A 23,930-nucleotide genomic window follows, 5' to 3' on the forward strand; every position below is an offset into this window, starting at 1 on the left:
ACACTATAGTTTATTTTTTTCAACAATTTCATAAAATTTTCCTTTTTATAGAATCGGAAGTTCGTTCAAACAAAAGGACTAGCAGTGAAATACATTAAAGTAAGTGAATATAGGGGGTGTAAAATTAATGGGCTACGGTGGAAATAACAGTTTCGCGTTAATTGTAGTGGTGTTCATTCTTTTAATCATTGTAGGTGCTGCTTTCATTGGTGGAGGTTACTACTAAACCTCTGTATCAAACCTCTTTATAGAACAAAACAAGCTGTGCAGGTTAGCACAGCTTGTTTTTTGTTTCATTTGCCTTTAGTTCTTGAGTGATCCACTCATCCAAACGAGTGATACTTTGTTTAGCCCGTTCATACTCAATTTTTCGGTAGTGATGCATTCCACCGGTTTCCTCGTCTTTTTCATCGGCCCATTTGACAATTTGCTGTAAAGGGGTACGGACAATATCGTTCGACGGCAAAAAGGAATCTGTATGAAAAAGAATTGCAAGAGCTATCGTTTTGGCCTTTATTGGATTCTCTCCTAAGCGGATTAACAGTTTGTGAGCACGTTCAGCCCCTTTAATGGGATGGATATCATTTTGCTTGTACAATTCATAATCCCACTTCCCGTTTTTATACCATGTATAATGCCCCATGTCATGAAGGAGACCAGCCTTTGCGGCAATATCCACATCGACTTTATGCTCTTTCGCTAACTTAAACGCATGATAGGCAACGGCAATGGCATGGGCGAGGCCTGAGCGGTTTAAATATTTTTGGGCAATGTGATGTTCAAATATATTTAATAATGTTACATCTCTCATATGGTTTTCCCCCATCCATTGTAGATTTTTTTATCATACATTATATGACAAACTTGTCTTTAATGCTATTTTTTCATGCAAAAAAGGGAATTCAAATTGATGAATTCCCTTTTTCAGAATTTATCGTTTAGATTTCCGATACCCAGCTTGCTCTGCATCTTGTTCTGAGCAAAACCAGACAATATTGTCCTTTACTGTATCATAATAGGCTCCATCAGGAACATGATAAATATGAGAGTTGGCATTTCCTTTTATTTTCCCTTTACAATTCAGGTTTGTTTCTTTGTCATCACTTGGATTATTTTTATAATAATTGCTGCCTGAACTTGTTGATTTTGAATCTGTAGATTTTGTAGATGGTTGACCTAAAGATCCTTTCACCACTTCTTCATGATACCCATCTTCTTCAGCATAATTTTCAATTGACCAAATGCCAATTCCCTTTTTCTGTGCCTTTTTTTGAATCGCATAGAATTGATCGACATATTTTGTATTTGGAGCATAAATATAGGCAACCCGCGCCAAACCCTTTTCTAAGAGCATTTCATTAAACATTTTTCCATCGACATAAATATAGGCGAGTAGACGGCCATATTTATCACGCCCATCCCCAATACCTGTTTCGATTTGTACCTTCTTTCCAACAGGGAGGATTTTTTTGGTATAAGCGGATGCTTCCGGTCCAAACGGCTGAACACCTAAACGAGGATGGTGTGTTTCAGGGGTATCCACACAAAGCATCCTCACCTTTTCCTCTCGGCCATTTAATTTAATAACAACCGTATCCCCATCGACATTTTTAACAATAGTTGCTGGGAGCAACTTTTTATCGGTTTGCAGGCTGCTATCAATTGATTGATTTTCACTATCATAATCACTTGCAACTGAAGCATGCTGTTGTGGGTGATTTGAATTTGTGTTTGTGTTTGTATTGTCGCTCGTTGAACAGCCTGATATCATCATTGTAAAAAGGAAAACAAGGGATAACATGCCAAATCTTTTTCTCATTTTTACTCTCTCCTTTACTTCAAAAAAGAGAGAAGAACCAAATGTTCTTCTCCCATTACCTGTTAAGGCGCTTCGGTTCCTGTTGCTTTGGTGGTTCCTTTTGGCCCTAAATATTCATAATCATCCGGATTTATCGGTGTATATCCTTCAGGTTTATAGAATCTTAACAGGTCCTTATAAACCACTTCATCAGACATTTGAAGTTCTGTTTTTACTTTTTCATCAATGTCCTTACATGAGCTGTTATCTGGCAGTAATTCCTCTGTATTGGTTGAATAACACTTATCACTCACTTGGATTACTTTAGGAGAAACATAATCCCCATTTCTGAATAATGCCCAGTTGCGGTGGTCCTTTGATAATAAGTCAGAACCAAACTCCATGTAATCCTTCGTATCCACACCTAGTAAATGAAGAAGTGTTGGGCGTACGTCGACTTCACCACCGTATTGATGCTGAACTCCGCCTTTTACACCAGGTACATGAATATATAATGGAACCTCTTGCAGCTTTGCGTTCAATGCAGGTGTAATCTTATCAACACCAAGAACCTTTGCCATTGCCTCATTATGGTTTTCAGAAATACCATAGTGATCCCCATAAAGGACAATAACAGTTTTATCATAAAGTCCATCTTTCTTTAAGTCATTAAAGAATTGTTCCAATGCTTGGTCCATATAATGGGCAGATTGGAAATATTGGTTTACCACTGTATCACCGTAATCTCCAGCAGGGAAATCGGTATCCTGAGGATCCATTTCAAACGGGAAGTGGTTGGATAACGAAATAAACTTTGTATAAAAAGGCTGTTTTAAGCTTTCAAGCATTGGCATGGATTCCTTAAAGAACGGTTTATCCTTCATCCCATAGTTTTTGATATTTTCATCTGACATATCATAATATTCTGCATCGAAAAATTGATCATAGCCTAATGCTTTATACATAACATTTCGATTCCAGAAAGTCTTGTAGTTACCATGGAACACAGCTGAATTATAACCAAGACCCTTTAAAATGGCCGGGCTTGCTTGATAGGTATTTTGTGCCTTATTCACGAAAACCGCACCCTGTGACATTGGATATAATGAGTTTTCCATTAAGAATTCAGCATCCGAAGTTTTACCCTGCCCAGTTTGATGGTAGAAATTATCAAAATAGAATGTCTTGCCATCATGTGCTAATGAATTTAAGAATGGTGTAACCTCTTGGCCATTTGGCATTTTATAATCAATCATAAAGTTCTGGAATGATTCAAGCGAGACGTAAATCACATTCATTCCTTTTGCCTTGCCAAAATACTTTGGATTTGGTTTTGCATAGTTCGCTTTCCGATAGTTTTCAACATCGGTAATATCACTGCTGTCAGCAAGTGCACGCTGACTAGATGATTTAATATTTTGAATCATGTCATAAATTGTAAAGTTATATGCCCCAAGATATTTAACTAAATAGTTTCTGTCAAAAGAACGTGATAATAATTGCGGGCGATCCTTTTCTGCCAAACCAAGATTAAAAAGGAACACAGTGATTGAAAATAAAAGAACAATCTTGAATGATTTCCTTGTTTGAACCGTAACCTTTTTAAATACTGTTAAGGCAAGAATAATTAGAATAATGAAATCCGAAAAATAAAAAATATCTAATGGTGACATTAAAGAAACCGCGCTATCACCCAGCTGTCCTGCATTCGTCTTTGTTTGCATAATAACAGGAATGGTGATGAAATCATTAAAAAATCGGTAATATGCAATATTTGCATACAACAGGAACGACAATAAGAAATTTATGATAATCATCACAAGCTTCACATGCTTTTTAAAAAGCAAAGCGATACCGAAAAATAGAAATGCGGAGCTTAATGGATTAATGAACAATAAAAATTTCTGCAGGTTATTATCAATTCCTAATTTAAATTCAATTTGGTAGGCTGCATATGTTTTAATCCAAAACAATACCACAGCAATTGCAAAAAAAGTAATATGGTTATTATTTTTTAGTGTTTTGGGAAGATTAATCTTTTCCATCTAAATTCTCCTCTCACTTACCAATAAAAAACTTCGGTAAACGAACCTCAATTACTATAACACATTTTCTTTAAAAATAAAAACATAAATAATCCCAGTTTACGCGTCCTTTAGGACATAATTTTTCGTCAATTTTCTTACTTTTTCGTTAAACTTTTATTACTAATATTCGGGTTCATTTCTTTCATTAGTCATGAATTTCACTTTTTTATTCTTATGCCAATGACTAGTGGGACATGACTATTTTTCCGACCTCAATTATATAAGACGAACAAAAACCTTTTTAGTTTCACTGTGGATTTAATTTTTTAGCGATAAGTATATTTTTAGCTATCTTAATCGTGAATGTAGTTAGATGCAATAAGTATTTGGTCTTATCTTTAAAATAATGATCTATGGCTTGAATAGTGGAATGCGGTTATGAAAAGGATAAATTTAAAAAGAAAGAAGGAGGAGATAAAAGATATGCCGAGAATAAGACCGGAGTTTACAAAAAGTCCTTATTTTGTAGATGAGCCTGGGAATTGGCACCTAAAACCTGGCGCACCAGTGGAGCTGCAAGAAGAATTTGAACAGTATATGGCATCGCTAAGAGATACAGATGAGGATGGGGCATTTAACGGCATTCATATATCCTATCCCTATAATCGAGGTAGGGATCAATACTGATCCTTCCTCTTTTTCCAATTTAAACGAATTTCTTCTATTATATAATAAAAAACGTTTACATTAATCATTGAATAAAAGGACATATACTAACCAAAAATAAAATGAAAAACTGTTTTAGGAGTGAAGGAAATGAATGTAAATCGTGTAAAACAAATTTTATCTTCATCAGCTGATATTGAAGTAAAATACAATGGTGCATCCGTTTGGATTGACCAATTAAACGAAGATGGAAGAACAGCAACTGTTCATTTAAGAGGGCCATTGGAGGAACGTTCTACTGTTGAAATCCATGAGTTAATCGAGGAGTAATCTCTTAACCACCTATTTTCCAATGGGTGGTTTTTTAATAAGGGCTCTGTTAAGTTGATTTCTACTCCAGGCACAAGTGGTTCGTGGGCAGTTCGGAGAGCCTCCTCGTCGCTTCGTTTCTGTGGGGTCTCCACTGTCCTGTACTCCCCACAGGACACTGAATTGCTTCCTTGAATCCGCCCACGCACACATTTTCGAGGAGTCTTCGTGCTTTCTGCTCCAATCAAGGCAGTTCAAAGATCAACATTGTTCTTTTACACTGAGTAAAATAAATAAGACAGGAATTTTCCTGTCTTATACCATGTCTTCGTTTTCTCTTTCTATTTCACTTGGCTGGGGTTGTTCATTTTGAACGATGCTTCCGAGTACTTCTCTGTCCATTTTTCCGGCATCTTTTCCGGCCTCCGGTGCTATATGAGACATTGGCAATTGTTCTAATTCTTTACCTCTTGGCAACTTTCTTCACTCCTTTTTCTTAGAGTGTGCATTTCCAATAGGTTTTACTCCGCAGTGTTCGCTATTGCATGTTTGGCAAGAAGCTGAATCGTCATATCATCCATAGGGGGATTGTGAAGGCCGGCTCTCACATCACGATAATAACGCTGCAATGGGTTTTTTAATGAGAGGCTTTTAGCCCCGACAATTCTCATCGCGATATCGACAATCTCAATGGCAGAATTCGTAACGGTCATTTTGACCGCACCTAAAACCGGCCCCATTTGATTCCGCTCTTGAACACCTGAGGAATCCCATTCTTTAGCCACCGAATTTAAAAAGTACTCAGCCTCCATGATCCGCCATTCTACTTCACCAATTTTTTGCTTGACGTTCGGTAAATCTATAATCGCTCCCTGTATACTACTTGGAGAATACTCCTTGGCAAATTGAATACAATAGTTTTTTGCAGCTTTGGCAATCCCCAAATAACAAGCCGGAATATGGAGCAGCCAGCCGCTTGGTTTTTTCCCTTCTAATCCAAGCTGTTCAACAAAGAATTCGTCAGGCACTTTCACATTTTTAAGTATTAAATCATGGCTTCCTGTACCGCGTAACGCAATACTATCCCAGGTTTCTTCAATGGAAACCCCTTCTGTAGGTCGGGGAATAAGAAAATTTCCAACCCTATCTGTTTCCTTGATTGCTGCACTGACAATAAAATAATCAAGCACAGGAGACATAGTAGTAAACGTCTTTCTGCCATTAATTATCCAATAATCGCCTTGTTTTTCCGCAATTGTTTCCGGCCTGCCCCCTCGCGTTGGACTTCCGGTACTTGGTTCTGTCGCAGCACTGTTAATTAATGCCCCTTTTTTAACTTCCTCACAAAGCATTTTAAAGACCGATTCTTTCCAATTATCTTTTTCTCCGAGATTCATCATGATTCCCATATGCCAGCCAATCGAAAGTGCCGTGGCCCCGTCACCTTCTGCCATCTTTTCCTGCAGGCGTAGTAATTCATATAAAGAAATTTCTTTACCACCATTCTTTTTAGGAACAGTTAAGGCAGTATATCCTGTATTTTTAAGATCATCCATATTTGCATACGGAAAACTTCCCTCGATATCCACTTGATGTGCACGTAATGAAAATTGCTTGGCTAAGATACTCATCATTTCGAGACGTTCTTCAACTGAATTTTTTTCTAAAAAACTCATCTAATCCTCTCCAATTCATAAAAACCATCCAAACATTTAAGGATGGTTTTACTATCTATCTGTTTATTCTATATTCGAAAATTGCTCCAAATCACTATTTTCCCCAATTACGACAAGAACATCACCCCTCGCAATTTTCTTATCAGGAGATGGGGTAATATTGATTTCATGCCCATGGCGAATCGCTATCACTGTTAGGTTAAACTTCGCCCTGAGGTCGAGTTCCCTTAATGTTTTTTCCGTCATTTTTTCAGGAATTTTCACTTCCTCCACACTATAATCCTTTGAAATTTCAATGAAGTTAAGAACATTGGGAGAAAGAAGCTGATGCGCCACCCTGATTCCCATATCTCTTTCCGGATATACCACCCAATCGGCTCCAACTTTTTTAAGAACTTGACCATGTAATTTATTAAGTGCCTTGGCAATTACTTTTTTAACCCCAAGTTCTTTTAATAACAGGACACTAAGGATGCTTGCTTGAATGTCATTTCCAATTGCCACGATGACGGTGTCAATATTACGGATGCCGATGGATTTCAACGCCTCGGCATCCGTCGAATCTGCAATTAATGCATGTGTCGTATATGGATGGGCATCATCCACCCGCTCCTCATTTACATCCACGCCAAGAACTTCTTTACCTGATTCGAATAATTTCGTTGCAATACTAAGGCCAAATCTTCCTAATCCAATCACTGCATATTGTTCTGTCATGGAATTCAACCTCCTGCTCTTATATTTAACCAATCATAATTTTCCCTTTAGGGTATCGGAACGCATCCGGATTTCTTCTCATTGTCACTGCAAAAGCAATCGTTAATGGCCCAACTCTGCCGGCAAACATCGTAAAAATTATCAATCCCTTACCTACATGAGACAGCTCTGGGGTTAATCCCATTGAAAGTCCTACAGTGGCAAAGGCTGATGTTGCTTCAAATAGGATCATTAAAAAGTCTTTGCCGGTTTCGGTAATGGTCAAAAGCATCGTAATCACTACAACTAGAAATAATCCGCTAAATGCAACTGTTATCGCTTTATAGATCGTTTCATAAACAATCCGCTGGCGGTAAAAAATAACATCTTCCTTCCCGCGGATTTGGGACCAAACCGCACCGATAAGAGTGGTAAAGGTAGTGGTTTTAATACCGCCCCCTGTGGAACCCGGTGAGGCACCAATAAACATTAAGATAATAATTAAAAATAATGAAGGGTGAGTCATATCACCAATACTGATGGTATTAGCCCCCGCTGTTCTCGCTGTAACCGATTGAAACAACGCACCAAGAAATTTCCCTAAAAAGGATAATGGTTTTAATGTTTTTGGATTTGCATACTCAAATGAAAAAACACCAATTGTTCCAACCACTAATAAAAATAAACTTGTCATTAGGACTACTTTTGTATGTAACGATAACCGTTTAGAAACCCGAAATTCGTAAATCTCATTCATAACAATAAAGCCAATCCCGCCTAATGTAATTAAAGAGCATATGGTAAGTACAACAATCGGATCATCTACATAACTTGTCAGACTATGAAACTCCCCCATTAAATCAAAGCCGGCATTATTAAAATTGGAAATCGAATGAAAAATACCAAAATAAATGGCTTTTCCAAGCGGCATATCCAAAGAAAAACGCAGTGTAAGTAAAATCGCCCCTGCCAATTCGATTACCGCCGTAAAAATTAAAATTCGTCTTGCTAGCCTTACTATCCCTTCCATTGAAAGGTTGTTCAGCGACTCTTGAAGTAAGATTCTTTCTTTTAATGAAATTCTTTTTCCAATCAGAAAGGCAAAGAGCGTAGCAAATGTCATGAACCCTAACCCACCGATTTGAATCATGGATAAAATGACCAGCTGGCCGAAAATTGTAAAGGTGGTTCCGGTATCTACAACAACTAGTCCAGTTACACAAGTGGCAGAAGTTGCGGTAAATAAGGCATTAAGAAAAGATAACCCTTGTCCATTTGTTGTTGAGATTGGCATTGTTAATAGCAAAGCACCAATTAATATAATTAGTGCAAATCCCAAAACCAGTACCTTTGGAGGGTCAAGATAAAATTTTTTTCGCTGCATAATTTTCTCCTTACCTAATATGGAATTCTATAATAAATATCTGACATAAATATAAATCATTGATATAAAAATGGATAATAACATAAGAGGAAAGCCTACCTTTAAATATTTCAAAAACGTTATATGATATCCTTCCTTCGATGCGATTCCGGCTACCACCAAATTGGCACTGGCGCCAATAAGGGTTCCATTTCCACCTAAACATGCTCCAAGAGAAAGACTCCACCATAATGGATCCAAATTGGTTATACCCAATTTCCCCATTTCTTTTATCATCGGAATCATGGTCGCAACAAACGGAATATTATCAACAAATGCCGAGATAATCGCACTCATCCAAAGAATTAAAATCGTGGTTGCTTTTGGTTCTCCCCCTGTAAGTGCAATTGCTTTTTTAGCAACTGCAGCAACAAGACCTGTCTCAACCAAACCGCCAACGATGACAAATAAACCAATGAAAAAGAAAAGAGTTGTCCATTCTACTTTTTCCAATACTGTAACTAAATATTTGTCACCAGTCAGTAGCAGCAAGATAAAGGCCCCGATTAAGGCAATTGTAGCCGTCTCAATATGTATAAGTTGATGAGCAAAAAAGCCGCCCAATGTCAGGACAATGACAAATATACATTTTGCTAGTAAATCATAATCCTTCAATTCCTGTTTCGCATTTTTACCTAATAGATGACTCTTTAGTTCCTTTGTTGATTTTAGTTGTTTCTTATATATTAGCGTAAATATAAAAATGGTAACAACTAAGATAATGATGTTAATCAAAGCTAGATTATTGATAAATGTCATAAAATCTAATGATTTTACCGCACTTCCAATCATCAGATTTGGAGGATCCCCAATCATGGTCGCAGTTCCACCGATATTGGATGCGAATATTTCTGACATTAAAAATGGAATGGGGTGTACCTTTAGCTGATGAGTAATACTTAAGGTAACCGGTACAACGAGAAGAACCGTTGTAACATTATCAAGAAAAGCAGAAGCCACAGCAGTAAAAAAACTCAATACAATTAAAATTCGAACCGGTTCCCCCTTTACCTTCTGGGCGGCCCATACAGCAATAAATTCAAAAACACCTGTTTGTGAAGTAATTCCAACAATAATCATCATACCAACCAAGAGACCAATTGTATTAAAATCAATATGATGAACGGCCGACTTCTGATCTAGTATCCCAAAAGCAACCATTAAAAGACCGCCCAGCATAGCAATCGTTGTCCGATGAATTTTTTCCGAAATAATTGTTGCATATGTAAATAAAAAAATAATCAAGGCAATCCACTCTTGTGATCCCATACTCCTACTCCCCTTATATATAATAGATACAGAAAAAAATATACTACTATCATTTATATATGTAAATATTTAATATCTTTTAAAAACTCTGATTTCAGGAATTTCAATAAAAAATAATTAAAAACTTCGTAAGAGCTAAAAATAGTAATAATAATGAAAGTTTTGTGTCAAACCTCACTGTTTATTCGCCAAATATCAATTATAATAACAAAAGGAAAATTTCCCCACTAAAAGAATAATAAATTTCTAATGAGGGGAATCTATTCATTTTATAATGAGTCATTATTAAGGGGGATTTGAATGAATCAAGGACCAAAACAACTTTTTGTTCAAACCGGAAGCCTTGTTGCCGGTTTTATGGTTTGGGTACTTATTTCTTCGCTTATGCCATTTATTAAAGCAGATATTAATCTATCTACAACCCAAATTGCTTGGGCCACTGCTGTTCCGGTCATCCTTGGATCACTACTGAGGGTACCAATTGGTTTTTGGACGAATCGATTTGGAGCAAGAGTCTTATTTACCATTTGTTTTCTTGTTCTGCTGATCCCTATTGTGGTCCTTAGCTTCGCCCATTCATTTGCCATGCTCATAGTGGGAGGGTTTTTACTAGGGATTGGGGGCGCGCTATTTTCAATCGGTGTAACTTCATTACCGAAGTATTATGAGAAAAAAAAGCATGGATTTATTAATGGGATCTATGGTGCAGGAAATATCGGGACAGCTATCACCTCTTTTTCCGCTCCTGTCCTTGCAACAGCGTACGGATGGAGAAGCACGATTAAAGTCTTTCTAATTGTTGTCTTGGTTTTTGCTGTCATTAATTTCTTATTAGGTGACCGAAAGGAGCGAAAAGTGAACAACTCCTTTTCAGTGGTCATTAAAGAGGTTTATCGGAACCCAAAACTTTGGCTGCTAAGTTTGTTTTATTTCATCACTTTCGGTTCATTTGTTGCTTTTACGATTTATTTGCCATCCTTTTTAGTCAATCACTTTGAATTAGAGAAGGTAGATGCGGGTCTCCGGACAGCAGGTTTTATTGCTATTGCCACTCTTTTTAGACCTGTGGGCGGCTGGCTTAGTGATAAACTGAATCCATTGTTAATCTTAATGTTTGTTTTCTTTTGGCTTACCTTTGCAGGTTTTCTCTTGTCATTTACCCCATCCTTGCCGATTTATTCCTTTGGCTGCCTCTTAGTGGCTTTTTGTGCAGGTATTGGCAATGGTGCCATTTTTAAGCTTGTTCCCCTGTTCTTTTCAAAGCAAGCAGGTGTTGTGAATGGTATTGTATCCGCAATGGGCGGACTCGGCGGATTTTTCCCGCCATTAATTTTAACTATCCTATTTAATTGGACCGGGCATTACGCTATCGGCTTTATGTCCTTGTCTGAAGTTTCATTATCAAGCTTCGTTTTAGTTGTCTGGCTTTACTATCAGGATAAACTTGATATTTCGAATAAAATTGTCAATCATGCAGTCGATGGCATCGTGGTAACTGATCCGAATGGAATTATTCAAAAAATAAATCCGGCATTTACCAAAATCACTGGTTACCGTCAAGAAGAGGTGGTTGGAAAGACACCAAGCGTTCTCCAGTCAGGAGAACACAATAATGATTTTTATAAAAGTATGTGGAATCAGTTGAGAGAAGAAGGGTATTGGGAAGGTCATATTTGGAATAAACGTAAAAATCAAGAGCTCTATCAGGAATGGTTAACCATTACAGCCATTAAGGATGAATCAGGCCAAACAAAAAACTTTGTTGGGATGTTTAGTGAAGAACGCGAAGAAGAAAAAAAGAAATAAAGATGGATCAACAGCTTTCCAATCGGAAGGCTGTTTTTTTTGCTCACTTTTTATTTAATAATAATGCTTTTTTGACAACTTTTTGACTTTGAACCCGTGTTCACAGTTCCTTCACCATTTTTGTGACGTACGTCACAAATTTCATGTTACCATCTGTTTTATAGTTTCAATATAAACAACAAACATCAAAAAATATAAATTTAAAATTTAGGAGGAGACAATAATGGCACGAATTAATTATTGGAATCCAGAGGACGAAAAATTTTGGAAAACAGAAGGAAGGAAACACGCCCAAAGAAATCTATGGATCTCAGTACCATCTCTAATGCTAGCTTTCATCGTTTGGCAAATCTGGTCAGTGGTTGCCGTGAGACTTAACGATATTGGCTTCCATTATACAGAAGAACAACTATTTACACTTGCTGCTATCCCAGGACTTGTCGGAGCAACACTTCGATTTGTTTACACCTTTGCGGTTGGAATATTCGGGGGCAAGAACTGGACAGTCATTTCAACTGCCATCTTAGCAATCCCTGCCATCGGAATTGGTTTTGCTGTACAAAATCCTGACACACCATTTTCAATAATGCTTTTGTTGGCTGCTCTTTGTGGTCTTGGCGGCGGTAATTTTTCTTCATCTTCAGCGAATATCAGCTTTTTCTTTCCGAAAAAAGAAAAAGGTACAGCACTTGGTATTAATGGCGGTTTAGGAAATATGGGCGTTTCCGTTGTACAATTTGTAACACCATTGATTATTACTTCCAGCACCTTCGCATTTGTTGGAGGCAAACAAGTATTATCTACTGGTCAACATGTTTGGTTACAAAATGCTGCATTTATCTGGGTAATCCCTATTGTGATTGTTACATTACTTGCATTATTTAAAATGGATAACGTACCAAATGCAAAACAATCTGTTGCAGATCAATTCGTGATTGTGAAACGTAAACATACTTGGATTATGACCATCCTATATATTGCAACATTTGGTTCCTTTATTGGGTATTCAGCGGCATTTCCGCTTCTATTAAAATCTCAATTTCCTGAGCACCTCTCTCTTGCTTTCCTTGGTGCTTTAGTGGCAGCAGCAGCTAGACCTGTTGGCGGCTGGTTGGCTGATAAGTTTGGCGGTGCGAAGGTAACAGCGTATGTATTTGTTGTCATGGCAATTGGTGCTCTAGGTGTTATTTATTTCTTAAATGACAAGCAATTTGCCGGTTTCTTGCTAGCGTTCTTGGTTCTTTTCTTAGCATCTGGAATTGGTTCTGGATCAACGTTCCAAATGATTCCGAATATCTTCGTTCCAAAAGAAGCAGCACCAGTTATCGGTTTTTCAGCAGCATTTGCAGCCTATGGTTCATTCTTTATTCCAAAGCTTTTCGGTTGGTCTATTAATACTACTGGCTCTTATGTAACAGCATTCTACTTCTTTATTGGTTTCTATGTAATTAGTTTTGGTCTTAACTGGTTCTTCTATCAAAGAAAATCTACATCAGCTAAAACATTGGCAAAACAAGTCGGTTAATCCGGCTTGTTTTTTCATCTCTGTTAAACATGTTTGGTGATTTCTGCTCTATCAACTTAGTTAATAAAATGCCATTGACTTAATAAAGGTTTTTACTCTTAATTCACTATTTTGTGAAAACCTTATATTAAAAGATTGTCGATGCTATAGGGCCAGTTGATTTCCGCTCCAGGTGCTTCGCTTTCCGCGGGCGTGCCGGGGAGCCTCCTCGTCGCTTCGCTCCTGCGGGGTCTCCCCAGCCCCGTACTCCCGCAGGAGTCTTCGCACTTTCCGCTCCAATCAACAGGGAGAAAATCAGCATAAAGAATTGCCACACACCTTTTCCAATCAGGCTGTAGTCAGGTGGTCAAGGAACAATTTGTCAATCAAGGGAAGAAGGTGTTCATCGGAGCTAATTCATCAATAGAAACAAATTAATATTCACTGTGGATATACCCTTTGGCTTATAGTGTTTTTGCCAAGTTATAATATCAAAAAGTTGATGGTAAAGGATGTCCGGAATTTGCCAGATATTTGACCAAACTAATATATTGTTTAAAGCATTTGTTTAAGTATTTGCAGTATACATTTTTCCAATGTTGTTGTTATAACAAGCTTTCAGTTTAGCATAAGAAGGATTTTTGGATTTTTTTACTAAATATTTTATTGTAGACATTTTGCGTTGTAAGAAGGAAATTAATGAATAAGGAGTAAGAAATGAATTTTCGTATAATTGATATTGAGAAAGACAAGGATTTTCTTATTAAGTTTAGAAAGGACACTTATATCCAAAGTTTTGGTACAGAAGAAGGTTTTGATGAAATAGCCTATTTAAACCGAATGGAAGAAAGGATTAATAAATGCCCTAGTGGTCAGTTAATTGTTGAAGAAGACAATTCTTCAATTGGACAAATAGGACTTGGTATCGATATTTATTGTGGAACACAAATTGGATATATAAATCTAATCTACTTATTATCTGAATATCGAGGAAAAGGACTTGGAAAAGATTTAATATCGTATGCAGAAAACTTTTTCAGGGATATGAATGTTTCTGAGTATCATTTAAGGGTATCTCCAACAAACGAAAGAGCAATACAGTTATATACCAATTTGGGAATGGTCAAATTGATGGAAGAGAATGAAGAACACCTAGTATTGAGGATGAGGAAAATTTTGAGTTGTGACACTTAAACATTAAATTCTCCAATTATTTTTTTATTTATATAGAGTTGTAGGTCTTTATTGAATACACCTGTTGATTGGAGCGGAGGGCGCGAAGACTCCTGCGGGAGTACGGGGCTGGGGAGACCCCGCAGGAGCGAAGCGACGAGGAGGCTCCCCGGCACGCCCGCGGAAAGCGAAGCGCCTGGAGCGGAAATCAACAGACCTATTGAACATCCTATACATTAATCTTTTAAAAATAAATTAACACGGTGAATTGATAAAGAAAGTGAATGGAATAAAAAGGCTATCGAAAGTTTTTTTCGATAGCCTAACTGCCTTTGCCGGCAGTTTAATTCATGATTGTAACATTTACATGTTTTCTTCCCCAATTGATCGCTTTGGTTTTAGATGGGATAAACACATCGATATGATGGCCTTTAATGGCTCCGCCAGTATCCCCGGCAACAGCATACCCATACCCTTCCACGTAAACCTTTGAACCTAATGGAATTACATTCGGGTCAACCGAAATAACCTTTGCTTTCGGATTTGATTTAAGATTAATCCCAGTCGCAGTAATTCCGGAACAACCTTTACACTGTGCAGTGTAGGCAGTTGCTTTCACGGCAATTACTTTTGATTTTTTCACTGCCCTTTTTATCTTAACATGTTTCTTTTTTGTAACATGTTTTTTCTTTTTTCCATGTTTAGAAGCTTTTTTATTTGAATCAACAGTTAGTATATCTCCAGGATGGATTACACTAGAAGACAGATGATTTTTCTTTTTAATCTTATGTACAGTTGTCTTATGTACTTTTGCAATATCCCAAAGGGTATCTCCCTTTTTTACTGTAATCTCAGCGGCATCGACATTAGCACCTATAGTACCTGAGAGTGCAGCTACTGCGAATAATGCTATTAATTTTTTAAACATTTTTTACCCCCCATGTTCTTTCGTTCGCTAACTAGTACCATGATAACATGGAATTTCCTTATAAAAAGAACAGGGAGATGTTAATTGCTTTACACAAAATCCAATTATATTACAATAACATTTCAATGGTCAGAAAAATTATTCTTCTTCGAAATATATATATTTCATAAAAAAAACGGAGGTCAAAACCTCCGTTTTCACTATAAAATTAGCTTATTTTGGAAATCGCAACTGCACAGGCCTTATATTCAGCAGTTCCGGAAATAGGATCAAATTCATTTAAGGTTAAAATATTGGTAGGAGTTTCGCTCCAGTGAAAACTCATGAACACTAGACCAGGTACCACTTGAACAGTTATTTTCGCCTTAACGTTTAATTCTCCTCTACGGGAACGTACCTGAACAACCTCGCCCTCTGCGATTCCTAATAAGATTGCATCTTCCGGATGAATATCAACAGTTTCTTCTGTCTGTTTTATCTTTACTCCAGCTGCATAATGACGTGTTTGTGAGTGCGTATTATAGGATTCATATCGGCGTCCGGTTGTGAGCAAAAAAGGATATTCCTCATTCGGACGCTCTAATGGCTGTGTGTAGTCAACAGGGACAAATGGTGCTTTTTTACTTAGTTGCTTTTCTTGGTGAAATCGCTCATGCATGACAAAAGTGCCCGGATGGTCTTCCGTTGGACATGGATAATGGAGACTGTACTCTTTTTCCAGACGTTCATAGGAAATACCACCATACATCTCCCATGCAAGCCTTCTCACTTCATCCCAGATTTCCTCACTGCTGTTATACTTCATCGTGTAGCCCATTATTGTTGAAAGTTCGCAAAGAATTTCCCAATCTTCTTTTACATTCGGATGGGACTCAACTGCTTTCCGTACCCTTTGAATACGTCGATCTGTATTTGTATACGTTCCATCCACTTCACCCCAAGAACGGGCCGGCAACACGACATCCGCCATTTGGGCTGTCTTCGTTAAAAAGATGTCTTGAACAACTAATAAGTCGAGCTTTTCTAATAATGTTTTAGTATGATTCATATGAACATCAGCTAAAAGTGGATTTTCTCCTATCACATAAAGAGCCTTTAAGGCACCCGTTTCAATCCTATCAAAGGTTCTGGTTTGTGTATCACCTGCGATTGGGTTCAACACCACATTCCATTCTTTTTCATACCGACCCCGATATTCCTCGTTTGTAAGACTCATTGCCCCTGCCAATTGATTTGGCAAACAGCCCATATCTCCCGCTCCCTGAACATTATTTTGCCCCCTAAGCGGCATAATTCCGGTACCTTCCCTGCCAATATTGCCGGTTAATAATGCTAGATTCGCAATATCAAAAACATTATTTACCCCGCAATGGTGTTCCGTAATCCCAAGAGTATAGGCAATCATGGAGCCGCTTGAGGCATTTTGAGGCATTAAAAATTGCTGGGGTGAACAATGTAAGGGAGGTTATATCGTAATGTTAATCAGCGAACTTTTAGAGGAATATTTGTTGGAAATCGATGCAAGAGGACAAAGTAAAACAACAATCAAAACGACCAAAGACTCAATTGACACTTTCATAAAGTTTACTGGGGACATCTCTATATTCAAGGTGAATAAGATAATAATTAATAAGTACATCATCGACCAAAGAACGAGATGCAAAAACAATACAATTAACAACCGAATCATATATTTGAGGGGATTGTACAAATATGCAGTTGAGCAAGAACTAATAGAAAAGAGTCCCTTTAAGAATGTGGAGTTTTTAAAGAAACCAAAGGTGATGATTAAGACATATTCACCAGATGACATTCAAAAGATATTGGGATCATTGAAAGGACGAGATTTCCTGACAGTTCGAAACAGGACTTTGATAACTTTATTAGTTGAAACAGGAATCCGAAATAGTGAACTTTGCGGAATCAAATTAGAGGACGTTTACGAGGGTTCTATTAGGATTTTAGGCAAAGGCAATAAGATAAGATTCGTTCCTATCTCTAAACCTCTTCGACTCCAATTGTTAAGGTATATGAGGGTCAGAAACAAGTATACACTGAATCATCCATCTGACTATTTGTTTGTCAATAGATTGAGACAACCGATGACAAGACCTACTTTATTGAAAGCGATTAAAGACATCGGTAAAAAATTAGGGGTCGATGTTGCAACAACGATTCATAATTTTAGAAGATACTTTGCCCAGCAACTATTGAATGATGTTGACATATACATTATTAGTCGCTTACTGGGACATTCCCACTTAGCGACAACCGAGTTATACATTAGAAGTATTGAAGATACCACAATAGTCGAAAAGGGTGCCACCTACTCACCATTAAGTAAAAAGAAATAGTCCAAGTACAGTCCTTGGTCTTTTTTTATCGAAATATTTCGAACTGTATTCCAGTGTTTCGGATATTCTATAATTTCCGTTACTGAGGGTCAACCCTTTGTGGTTTTTTATGCAATCAATTGAATATTTAACTATTCCTTTGAGAACCAAGATTGAATAAACAATGAATACAACATCAAGAAGAACAAGGGATCATAAAAATTGCACACATCAGGAGAGGTTCCTTTTCCTGTTTCCGTTTCGACACCTGACAAGAACGTCAAAAGCCTTTAGAGACAAGGGGGTCACCAAAGTAACCTGTGTTACCTCGTTCAAACTTCGATTTTCTTATATTGAAGTTAGTTCTTTTAAGTAATGTTATATTATTTTAATTAATTTAAAAAATAGTAACCAATATATTATCAAGCTTACTCTCCCAAGGGATTGAGCCATTTACCGACGGTTACCTCGAGGGTAACGGACACCCCTTCAACCCTTGATAATACTGGATTTTGGTGTAACCTCCTGATACCTCTTGAACTGGTAACAAACAAAAAAGGACTCCCATTTATTGAGAGTCCTTGTTCACATATCCTGTAAACTTTTCAATAATAGACTTGAGTTCAACAAATCTTTGATAACCTTGATGCCATTTTCCCCACTCAAGATTCAGCATACAGTTATTTGTTCTGTCACCGTTAATATGGAAAATAAGATTCTTTGTCTCATCCTCATTTGGTAAAAATGCCTCAGCTACAAGACGGTGAACGGGGAATACTTTTGACCACCCATTATTACTCAAAGTCACATATAAAAAACCATCTCTCTTAGACTGTTTTAAAACTTTCCATCTTCCTCCTGAGAACCAGCTTCTCACGTTTCCGAAATTAGAGACTTGATATACTCCGTTATAACCTCGAATATCTTTCCACTCTTCATTAACCTTCCAAAATTCTTTCATCTCATTTCCAGTGTTCAATGTTTCCATTTCCTATCCCTCCAGAGTATTTTTTTTGCTGGGGTGCTTTTGATGTTATCTCAACCCCTCTGACTCATCTCAGCTCAACTATTCTCATCTTTATATGTCTTACGTTTGTTATATCGTTCAAGCCTTTATTTTTGCACAAAGGGTTTAAGGAAAAATCAAACCTTATCCATTAACATAAAACAAATCATTTGTCAATAGCCTCATTTTGGACGAATTTAGAACGATGCGGACTCCTCTAATCTTAATATACCCTAAAACCCTAAAAACGCTCCTGAGCCAAATATGAGCCTCTGAGCAACTCAGGTCAGAGTCGGCAACAGAGGAGAACGATAAAAGTAACCTTGAAATCGAAATCGTAACGATTCGGAAACCGTCAGAAAGTCAATGGCGGCAAGGGATAAAGATATATTAGTTACTTATTACTTTTTTAAATTTAAAAAATATATAAGTATATATACATATAAGCAAATTCTCAATATCGAAAATAAGCAAAAATAAAAAGGTAACTCAGGTTACATCGGTAACTCCCTTACTCTTCCAACGCTTTGACCCTCCTCTGATTGGTGTCATTTTTGACAACCAGGTAAGTGACCCAAATTTTCTCTTGACTTTTTCAACTTTTTTTGTATTTCTTTGTGCAAAAATGAGGTTTCATACGATATATAAACATAAGAAGTTTATTTACAAATAAGATTCTCAAGGATGTGAACCAAATGGAAAAGCAATCTAAACTCGTCAATTTCAAAATGAACGAGAATGACTTAAAAGTATTTACTGACTACGCTGATAAGAATGATTTAAACAAATCGGCTTTCATTAGAAGAGCCATCAAAAACATGATGGAACAAGATAACAAGAAATAACATGAGACTCTTAAGAGCCTCACCTTGGATTGCTGACAAGGGTCGTGACTTACCCCCTGACACTCCTCTCTCTTAATCGTCAGCAATCCAAAGGGAGGCTTTCGGTTCTCCTTTTTATCATGGGAGTATGGTGTCTCCCACCAATGTAACAAACGATTTTCTGAGGTTCACGATTTGCAGAGTCGTGACAACATTTGAACACCGATTGCGGAAACAGTCGGGTGCATCAAGACCTCTAGTACTTGATAGTTGTTCGATGTCAAATTTCTGCTTTTATGCTCCGTCACGAGTCGGCTCATCCTTAACCCGACAAAATGACACGAGTTTCACTTTGCTTTGCCGGATGCCTTCATCATCTAAGCTAAAGCGTTTTTCAAACCCGTTTTTCCGAGGGGATATATCGGAATCCTCCAATTTTGAGTTGGATGACACCTCAGACACAATCAACCTTGATTGTCAGAGGTGCATCCTCTTTTTTATTCGGGATCATTGAGGGACAAACCCTTGAGACTCCCACCAATACATAGGACTCGTCGGGTGTTCTATTCAAAGCCTTTATGTGGAGGCTTTTTTCTATGTCTAAAAACATAGAGCAAAAGGTCGGAATGACTAACACAAAGAAAGGATGAATTAGATGTCAAAAGCATTAATCGAGGAACGGAACGCATTATTAGACCTCATGGACAACCTTGTAGAAAAAATCAAGGTTGATAAGCGTGGTTTCAATGTTTCCGAGAAACATGAGATAGACATGGCAAAGGCTCGTATCGGTGAAATCGATATGACCCTAGATTTAGAAAAAGAACGACGAGGAGGAATGGAAAATATGCAAGTTATCAAAAATGTTGATGTAGAAAACGAAAAAGAACAACGTGCCTTGGACGAGAAAGCATTCTTGACATGGGTCAAGGAGAACCGTGCAACTGGAGGTATTACCGCTGGTTCCAATGGTGGTGTTATTCCTGTTTCTATTGCAAGTCAAATCATTGACCAGGTTAAAAACATGAGCGGAATCTTACAACGTGCGACCGTGTGGAACGTGCAATCTGATTTAAACATCCCAGTGTATGACTTCACACAACACGTTGTATCGTACTTCACTGAGGGTTCCTCCATCGCAGACTCAAACGCAACTTTCACAACTGTTGCATTGAAAAACGTCATCATTGGAACTCTGACAAAGGTTTCAAACTCCTTTATTAATCGTTCTGATATCAACGTTGTCCCGTTCTTAATCAACGAACTTGCAAAAGCAATCTCTTGGTTCTTAGAGGGTGAACTAATCGCTGGTGTCGGTGGTGCTGGTAAGTTAAACGGACTTGCACAAATCACGGCTGGACAAACCACAACTGGAGCAACCACAATGACGATTACTCCTGACGAGTTAATCAGTTTACAATTGAAAGTTCCTCAAGTGTACCAAGAGAACGCTTGCTGGCTAATGAGTCCGTCAACCTTTGCTTATATCCGTTCTCTTAAAGCAACAACTGGTCAATCATTATTCACTGATGGCGGTCTTTCTAATAAGTACGATTACCTATTACTTGGTAAGCCAGTTCTTTTAAGCGACCGTGTTCCTAATATGGCTGTCAACGCGCTCGAAATCTTCTATGGTGATTTCTCAGGCTTACATGTTAAGATGACAAACAACATGGAAATCAAGGTTTTACTAGAACGATATGCTGAAATGTATCAAACTGGTATCTCTGCATTTATCGAAATGGACTCGGCTCTTGCTGAACCAGCTAAAATTGTTTGTTATAAAGGAAAGTAATCAAATAGAGAGACTCCGAGGAGCCTCTTTTTTAATTCAACTAAAGGAGGTTTAAACAATGCCAGTAAATCAAAATAACTACCCTCACGCAATGGCAGACGACCCAGTCACGGGGAAACCGATGGAAAAAGCGGGTTATCATAAGTTCGGAAGTTTTGACAGGATAAAGTCAGGCTCACTATATGGGTCAATCAGTATCGGCACAAGTGCGACACCTGTCCGAGTTGGAGGAAGTGATTTAGCGACTAGGCATACTCTTTTGATTGTTAACGATGACCCTACAAATTCTATCTACATCGGGTTCGATGCCTCGGTCACGGTTGCCAATGGGATTCCTATTCGACCTAATGAGGAAAGACAGTTGTTGTTAGACCCTGTCAGCGGGTTGACCATTTACGGAATTGCATCGGTTTCAACATCCGTTGTCGTCGCGGAAATGAAATAGAATCACCCTGACCCTTGAGTTAATCAGGGGTCTTTTTTATCATGGGCCAAAAGTCCACCAGTAAGAACCATCTTAACCCCTCGTGAGCCTTGGTCAGCTGGAGGGGTTATTTCTATTATGGGCATCATGCCCACCAACACTTAAAAACTGATTGAGGCTCAAGGAGAAAACCTTTCCTATGGAAAGAGACGAAACCCTTAAGCCTTTTGCTTATTTATTCATATTACCTTTTTCTGGTACAGGTGCTTGTAAAGGAACAGCAGGTGCTAAAAGTTCAGTAGTTTTTTCTCGTACAGGTGCTGCTAAAGGAACAGCAGCAGATATAATTCCAGGCGCCACTGGAGGATGTATTTGATACCATTCAGGCAGAACAGCGGAACGTTTAATAGGACCAGAACTACCGATTTGCAAAACTGCAGTATTGACCATTTCGGTGATTTTCAAAAAATTTATTTTAATACCTACTCGAGTTTTAAAATCCACATTAATCACCCCTTATGATTATATGCTCAATTCCTAATATTTTATGTGTAACTAAGAACATTGGGACGGTGACCATACACCACTCTGGAGACACTTGAAGCTGTTTGGTGCTAGTTGTTGGTCAATAAGGGGAAGAACATCCCCCCGCACCTCCCAAATGATTTTGGATCCCCTAGCGTAGACCACGCCTCCACAACGGCTATCAATGTTTTCCCGGAATGAATTTTTATTTCGATTACTGAACTTTACAGGTGATATCATTTTAGCTTTTTTGACTTATCTTCTCCTTAACTTATAAATTTTGGTAAACTGATATAAAGGCATCATTTTTAGAGAGGAGAAATAGTAAGAAAGTTAGATAAAAAGGGGGAATATGTGTGTATTATAGAATCGGGAGCATTGAGGAGAAAAAAAGTGGAGAACACGAAGTTAATATAACTAGAGATTTTACACGAGAAGAATATGACATCTTTGTTGAGAATGGGAAATATCTTGGATTGCACCTTAAAAACAAGCATTTATATAACCTACTTGTGAGAAACGGAGAAGAATTGGAAAGCTATTTGAAAGGAATTAAAGGTGAAGGAAAAGAGGATTTAAAAAATGGAGACTATGTTATCTTTGAATCAAACAGATTATTTATGAATTATTTATCAATGCTTAGAACTTACGATGACCATATTTCTTCCGCCCTATCTCAGACATTTAACCCAGAGGTTAAAGACCAGTTTAAATCCTTCTTATCGGAATTGTATGATGAATTTTTTACATATCGTTTTATTGTAAGACTAAGGAATTTAGCACAGCACTTTGACATTCCAATATCTTCTTTGACAAGAAATCTTCATGGAAACTTTGTAATTATGAAAAAAGACCACTTATTGAAATATGATGGTTGGAGTACTGTAAAGAAAGAAATAAAAGAAATGGAAGAAGAAATAGGAATCCAAGGTTTAGCGTATTCCATGAATGGAATTATGCACAATGCTTATTCCTTTGTAATGCTTTTGTATGTTGAAAATATTGTTAATGCCTGTAAATGGATTTCATCTTTGCAAAAGGAGTTCTCTGGGAAACCGACAATAATTGCTACTGCAAATTCACGTGACGATTTTAAATCTGGAGATATAGGTTTCATTCAAATGAACAGTAAATCATTTATAGATGCAATACATGATTTGAATGAACTTCCAAATGTAAACATTAAAATTAATTAATTTATCCCTAATTCAAGGACAGGTGCAATAGTTACAGAAAACTAAAGCCCATTTTTTTAAATTTTTAAAGTGAGTGGCTAAACTGTCACCCACATTTCATAATTATTCTAATAAAACACTTCCTAAATAAGATATGCTGAGTTCGTATCATAATTTAGGAGGTGCTTTAATTTGTACAAGATGCAATTTATCAAAACTGACACCCAAGAGATTTTACGAGAAGTTGATTATGAAAAACCCGACATAATCAATAGCATAATTGAACAGTTTGAAGAAGAACGTGTTACAGATGCCTTTCTTATGGATAGTCGAAAGAGACTTTTTAAGGCTGATTATGTTACATATTCAGTTGTGGGATCTAATGTCTATAGGTTTTTCTTTAAAGTAAAGTTGCATGATGTGCAACCGATGTTAGCTAGAAGAAACTAATGTGTAAAGGGTCGCTGATGCGACTCTTTTCCGAATGAAATAATGGGACATTTGTCTTAAATAATTGGTAAATTGAGGAACGGCAATTTATAATCAAATTAGATACATACATACAACGGGGGT

The 23,930-nt window shown here is 37.5% G+C and carries 24 protein-coding genes; 12 read left to right on the plus strand and 12 right to left on the minus strand.

The genetic code is table 11. The features are described from left to right. The first annotated feature begins 127 nt into the window (after nucleotides 1-127). A complete protein-coding gene (locus RCG21_RS23240; RefSeq protein WP_133337922.1) occupies nucleotides 128-226 on the plus strand; it encodes a YjcZ family sporulation protein in 99 nt (32 codons plus the stop codon). A 45-nt stretch (nucleotides 227-271) separates the two neighbouring features. Here the strand turns inward: RCG21_RS23240 and RCG21_RS23245 are convergent, their stop codons facing one another. The 3 genes from RCG21_RS23245 to ltaS form a co-directional block, all read right to left on the minus strand. Further along, a complete protein-coding gene (locus tag RCG21_RS23245) occupies nucleotides 272-811 on the minus strand; it encodes an HD domain-containing protein (protein WP_133337924.1) in 540 nt (179 codons plus the stop codon). 120 nt (nucleotides 812-931) lie between these two features. Then, on the minus strand, nucleotides 932-1,819 hold the full coding sequence (locus RCG21_RS23250; RefSeq protein WP_133337926.1) for a thermonuclease family protein: 888 nt from the start codon (nucleotides 1,817-1,819) through the stop codon (nucleotides 932-934). 62 nt (nucleotides 1,820-1,881) lie between these two features. Further along, nucleotides 1,882-3,843 (minus strand): lipoteichoic acid synthase, encoded by a 1,962-nt coding sequence (gene ltaS / locus RCG21_RS23255; protein ID WP_308913842.1) that lies wholly within the window; start codon nucleotides 3,841-3,843, stop codon nucleotides 1,882-1,884. Between the two features lie 465 nt (nucleotides 3,844-4,308). On the opposite strand from ltaS, the gene RCG21_RS23260 reads away from it, so the two are divergent. Both RCG21_RS23260 and RCG21_RS23265 read left to right on the plus strand, forming a co-directional pair. After that, nucleotides 4,309-4,512 carry a hypothetical protein gene (locus tag RCG21_RS23260; RefSeq protein WP_133337930.1) on the plus strand — a complete coding sequence of 68 codons (204 nt, stop codon included), beginning with the start codon at nucleotides 4,309-4,311 and terminating at the stop codon, nucleotides 4,510-4,512. Nucleotides 4,513-4,641: 129 nt separating this feature from the next. Next, nucleotides 4,642-4,821 (plus strand): H-type small acid-soluble spore protein, encoded by a 180-nt coding sequence (locus tag RCG21_RS23265; RefSeq protein WP_026576515.1) that lies wholly within the window; start codon nucleotides 4,642-4,644, stop codon nucleotides 4,819-4,821. A gap of 294 nt (nucleotides 4,822-5,115) precedes the next feature. On the opposite strand, the gene RCG21_RS23270 is transcribed toward RCG21_RS23265, so the two are convergent. The 5 genes from RCG21_RS23270 to RCG21_RS23290 all read right to left on the minus strand — a co-directional run bounded on the left by RCG21_RS23270 (nucleotide 5,116) and on the right by RCG21_RS23290 (nucleotide 9,864). Then, on the minus strand, nucleotides 5,116-5,277 hold the full coding sequence (locus tag RCG21_RS23270) for a hypothetical protein (RefSeq protein ID WP_165976339.1): 162 nt from the start codon (nucleotides 5,275-5,277) through the stop codon (nucleotides 5,116-5,118). A 44-nt stretch (nucleotides 5,278-5,321) separates the two neighbouring features. Beyond that, a complete protein-coding gene (locus RCG21_RS23275; protein WP_133337932.1) occupies nucleotides 5,322-6,476 on the minus strand; it encodes an acyl-CoA dehydrogenase family protein in 1,155 nt (384 codons plus the stop codon). A gap of 63 nt (nucleotides 6,477-6,539) precedes the next feature. Continuing rightward, entirely contained in the window at nucleotides 6,540-7,193 is a 654-nt protein-coding gene (locus RCG21_RS23280) for a potassium channel family protein (protein ID WP_133337934.1), read from the minus strand. 25 nt (nucleotides 7,194-7,218) lie between these two features. Further along, complete coding sequence (locus RCG21_RS23285) at nucleotides 7,219-8,556, minus strand: TrkH family potassium uptake protein (protein ID WP_133337936.1); 1,338 nt, start codon at nucleotides 8,554-8,556, stop codon at nucleotides 7,219-7,221. A 27-nt stretch (nucleotides 8,557-8,583) separates the two neighbouring features. Further along, entirely contained in the window at nucleotides 8,584-9,864 is a 1,281-nt protein-coding gene (locus RCG21_RS23290; RefSeq protein WP_133337938.1) for an ArsB/NhaD family transporter, read from the minus strand. Nucleotides 9,865-10,164: 300 nt separating this feature from the next. Here RCG21_RS23290 and RCG21_RS23295 point away from each other — a divergent pair, with 300 nt between their 5' ends. From RCG21_RS23295 to RCG21_RS23305, 3 genes are all read left to right on the plus strand, one after another. Beyond that, nucleotides 10,165-11,670 carry a nitrate/nitrite transporter gene (locus RCG21_RS23295; protein WP_308913843.1) on the plus strand — a complete coding sequence of 502 codons (1,506 nt, stop codon included), beginning with the start codon at nucleotides 10,165-10,167 and terminating at the stop codon, nucleotides 11,668-11,670. Between the two features lie 223 nt (nucleotides 11,671-11,893). Continuing rightward, a complete protein-coding gene (locus RCG21_RS23300; RefSeq protein ID WP_133337942.1) occupies nucleotides 11,894-13,195 on the plus strand; it encodes a NarK family nitrate/nitrite MFS transporter in 1,302 nt (433 codons plus the stop codon). Between the two features lie 696 nt (nucleotides 13,196-13,891). After that, the gene (locus tag RCG21_RS23305; RefSeq protein ID WP_133337946.1) at nucleotides 13,892-14,368 is read left to right on the plus strand and encodes a GNAT family N-acetyltransferase; all 477 of its coding nucleotides are present in this window, start codon (nucleotides 13,892-13,894) and stop codon (nucleotides 14,366-14,368) included. 322 nt (nucleotides 14,369-14,690) lie between these two features. Here the strand turns inward: RCG21_RS23305 and RCG21_RS23310 are convergent, their stop codons facing one another. Continuing rightward, nucleotides 14,691-15,275 (minus strand): 3D domain-containing protein, encoded by a 585-nt coding sequence (locus RCG21_RS23310; protein ID WP_133337948.1) that lies wholly within the window; start codon nucleotides 15,273-15,275, stop codon nucleotides 14,691-14,693. Nucleotides 15,276-15,483: 208 nt separating this feature from the next. Beyond that, nucleotides 15,484-16,707, minus strand: coding sequence for a molybdopterin oxidoreductase family protein (locus tag RCG21_RS23315; RefSeq protein WP_308913844.1), 1,224 nt, complete (start codon nucleotides 16,705-16,707; stop codon nucleotides 15,484-15,486). 43 nt (nucleotides 16,708-16,750) lie between these two features. Between RCG21_RS23315 and RCG21_RS23320 the strand changes: the two genes are divergently transcribed. Beyond that, on the plus strand, nucleotides 16,751-17,629 hold the full coding sequence (locus RCG21_RS23320) for a tyrosine-type recombinase/integrase (protein WP_133337952.1): 879 nt from the start codon (nucleotides 16,751-16,753) through the stop codon (nucleotides 17,627-17,629). Between the two features lie 547 nt (nucleotides 17,630-18,176). On the opposite strand, the gene RCG21_RS23325 is transcribed toward RCG21_RS23320, so the two are convergent. Then, nucleotides 18,177-18,596 carry an NUMOD4 domain-containing protein gene (locus tag RCG21_RS23325; protein ID WP_133337954.1) on the minus strand — a complete coding sequence of 140 codons (420 nt, stop codon included), beginning with the start codon at nucleotides 18,594-18,596 and terminating at the stop codon, nucleotides 18,177-18,179. Between the two features lie 713 nt (nucleotides 18,597-19,309). Between RCG21_RS23325 and RCG21_RS23330 the strand changes: the two genes are divergently transcribed. The 3 genes from RCG21_RS23330 (at nucleotide 19,310) to RCG21_RS23340 (ending at nucleotide 21,678) form a co-directional block, all read left to right on the plus strand. Continuing rightward, nucleotides 19,310-19,459, plus strand: a complete 150-nt coding sequence (locus RCG21_RS23330; protein ID WP_133337956.1) for a CopG family transcriptional regulator — start codon at nucleotides 19,310-19,312, stop codon at nucleotides 19,457-19,459. A gap of 634 nt (nucleotides 19,460-20,093) precedes the next feature. Next, on the plus strand, nucleotides 20,094-21,233 hold the full coding sequence (locus RCG21_RS23335; protein ID WP_133337958.1) for a phage major capsid protein: 1,140 nt from the start codon (nucleotides 20,094-20,096) through the stop codon (nucleotides 21,231-21,233). A 58-nt stretch (nucleotides 21,234-21,291) separates the two neighbouring features. Then, nucleotides 21,292-21,678: a hypothetical protein gene (locus tag RCG21_RS23340; protein WP_133337960.1), complete on the plus strand. Its 387-nt coding sequence runs from the start codon at nucleotides 21,292-21,294 to the stop codon at nucleotides 21,676-21,678. 210 nt (nucleotides 21,679-21,888) lie between these two features. On the opposite strand, the gene RCG21_RS23345 is transcribed toward RCG21_RS23340, so the two are convergent. Further along, nucleotides 21,889-22,161, minus strand: coding sequence for a spore germination protein GerPB (locus RCG21_RS23345; RefSeq protein WP_133337962.1), 273 nt, complete (start codon nucleotides 22,159-22,161; stop codon nucleotides 21,889-21,891). A 377-nt stretch (nucleotides 22,162-22,538) separates the two neighbouring features. On the opposite strand from RCG21_RS23345, the gene RCG21_RS23350 reads away from it, so the two are divergent. Beyond that, a complete protein-coding gene (locus RCG21_RS23350; RefSeq protein WP_308913845.1) occupies nucleotides 22,539-23,378 on the plus strand; it encodes a hypothetical protein in 840 nt (279 codons plus the stop codon). A 171-nt stretch (nucleotides 23,379-23,549) separates the two neighbouring features. Next, a complete protein-coding gene (locus RCG21_RS23355; RefSeq protein WP_133337966.1) occupies nucleotides 23,550-23,807 on the plus strand; it encodes a hypothetical protein in 258 nt (85 codons plus the stop codon). Nucleotides 23,808-23,930 lie beyond the last annotated feature (123 nt).

Origin of the sequence: Bacillus salipaludis, assembly GCF_030938565.1 — a bacterium.
Taxonomy (GTDB): Bacteria; Bacillota; Bacilli; order Bacillales; family Cytobacillaceae; genus Neobacillus; species Neobacillus salipaludis_A.

Coding starts and splice junctions, on each gene's coding strand:
- RCG21_RS23240 (WP_133337922.1), top strand. CDS start 128: ATGGGCTACGGTGGAAATAACAGTTTCGCGTTAATTGTAGTGGTGTTC.
- RCG21_RS23245 (WP_133337924.1), bottom strand. CDS start 811: ATGAGAGATGTAACATTATTAAATATATTTGAACATCACATTGCCCAA.
- RCG21_RS23250 (WP_133337926.1), bottom strand. CDS start 1,819: ATGAGAAAAAGATTTGGCATGTTATCCCTTGTTTTCCTTTTTACAATG.
- ltaS (WP_308913842.1), bottom strand. CDS start 3,843: ATGGAAAAGATTAATCTTCCCAAAACACTAAAAAATAATAACCATATT.
- RCG21_RS23260 (WP_133337930.1), top strand. CDS start 4,309: ATGCCGAGAATAAGACCGGAGTTTACAAAAAGTCCTTATTTTGTAGAT.
- RCG21_RS23265 (WP_026576515.1), top strand. CDS start 4,642: ATGAATGTAAATCGTGTAAAACAAATTTTATCTTCATCAGCTGATATT.
- RCG21_RS23275 (WP_133337932.1), bottom strand. CDS start 6,476: ATGAGTTTTTTAGAAAAAAATTCAGTTGAAGAACGTCTCGAAATGATG.
- RCG21_RS23280 (WP_133337934.1), bottom strand. CDS start 7,193: ATGACAGAACAATATGCAGTGATTGGATTAGGAAGATTTGGCCTTAGT.
- RCG21_RS23285 (WP_133337936.1), bottom strand. CDS start 8,556: ATGCAGCGAAAAAAATTTTATCTTGACCCTCCAAAGGTACTGGTTTTG.
- RCG21_RS23290 (WP_133337938.1), bottom strand. CDS start 9,864: ATGGGATCACAAGAGTGGATTGCCTTGATTATTTTTTTATTTACATAT.
- RCG21_RS23295 (WP_308913843.1), top strand. CDS start 10,165: ATGAATCAAGGACCAAAACAACTTTTTGTTCAAACCGGAAGCCTTGTT.
- RCG21_RS23300 (WP_133337942.1), top strand. CDS start 11,894: ATGGCACGAATTAATTATTGGAATCCAGAGGACGAAAAATTTTGGAAA.
- RCG21_RS23305 (WP_133337946.1), top strand. CDS start 13,892: ATGAATTTTCGTATAATTGATATTGAGAAAGACAAGGATTTTCTTATT.
- RCG21_RS23310 (WP_133337948.1), bottom strand. CDS start 15,275: ATGTTTAAAAAATTAATAGCATTATTCGCAGTAGCTGCACTCTCAGGT.
- RCG21_RS23315 (WP_308913844.1), bottom strand. CDS start 16,707: ATGCCTCAAAATGCCTCAAGCGGCTCCATGATTGCCTATACTCTTGGG.
- RCG21_RS23320 (WP_133337952.1), top strand. CDS start 16,751: ATGTTAATCAGCGAACTTTTAGAGGAATATTTGTTGGAAATCGATGCA.
- RCG21_RS23325 (WP_133337954.1), bottom strand. CDS start 18,596: ATGGAAACATTGAACACTGGAAATGAGATGAAAGAATTTTGGAAGGTT.
- RCG21_RS23330 (WP_133337956.1), top strand. CDS start 19,310: ATGGAAAAGCAATCTAAACTCGTCAATTTCAAAATGAACGAGAATGAC.
- RCG21_RS23335 (WP_133337958.1), top strand. CDS start 20,094: ATGTCAAAAGCATTAATCGAGGAACGGAACGCATTATTAGACCTCATG.
- RCG21_RS23340 (WP_133337960.1), top strand. CDS start 21,292: ATGCCAGTAAATCAAAATAACTACCCTCACGCAATGGCAGACGACCCA.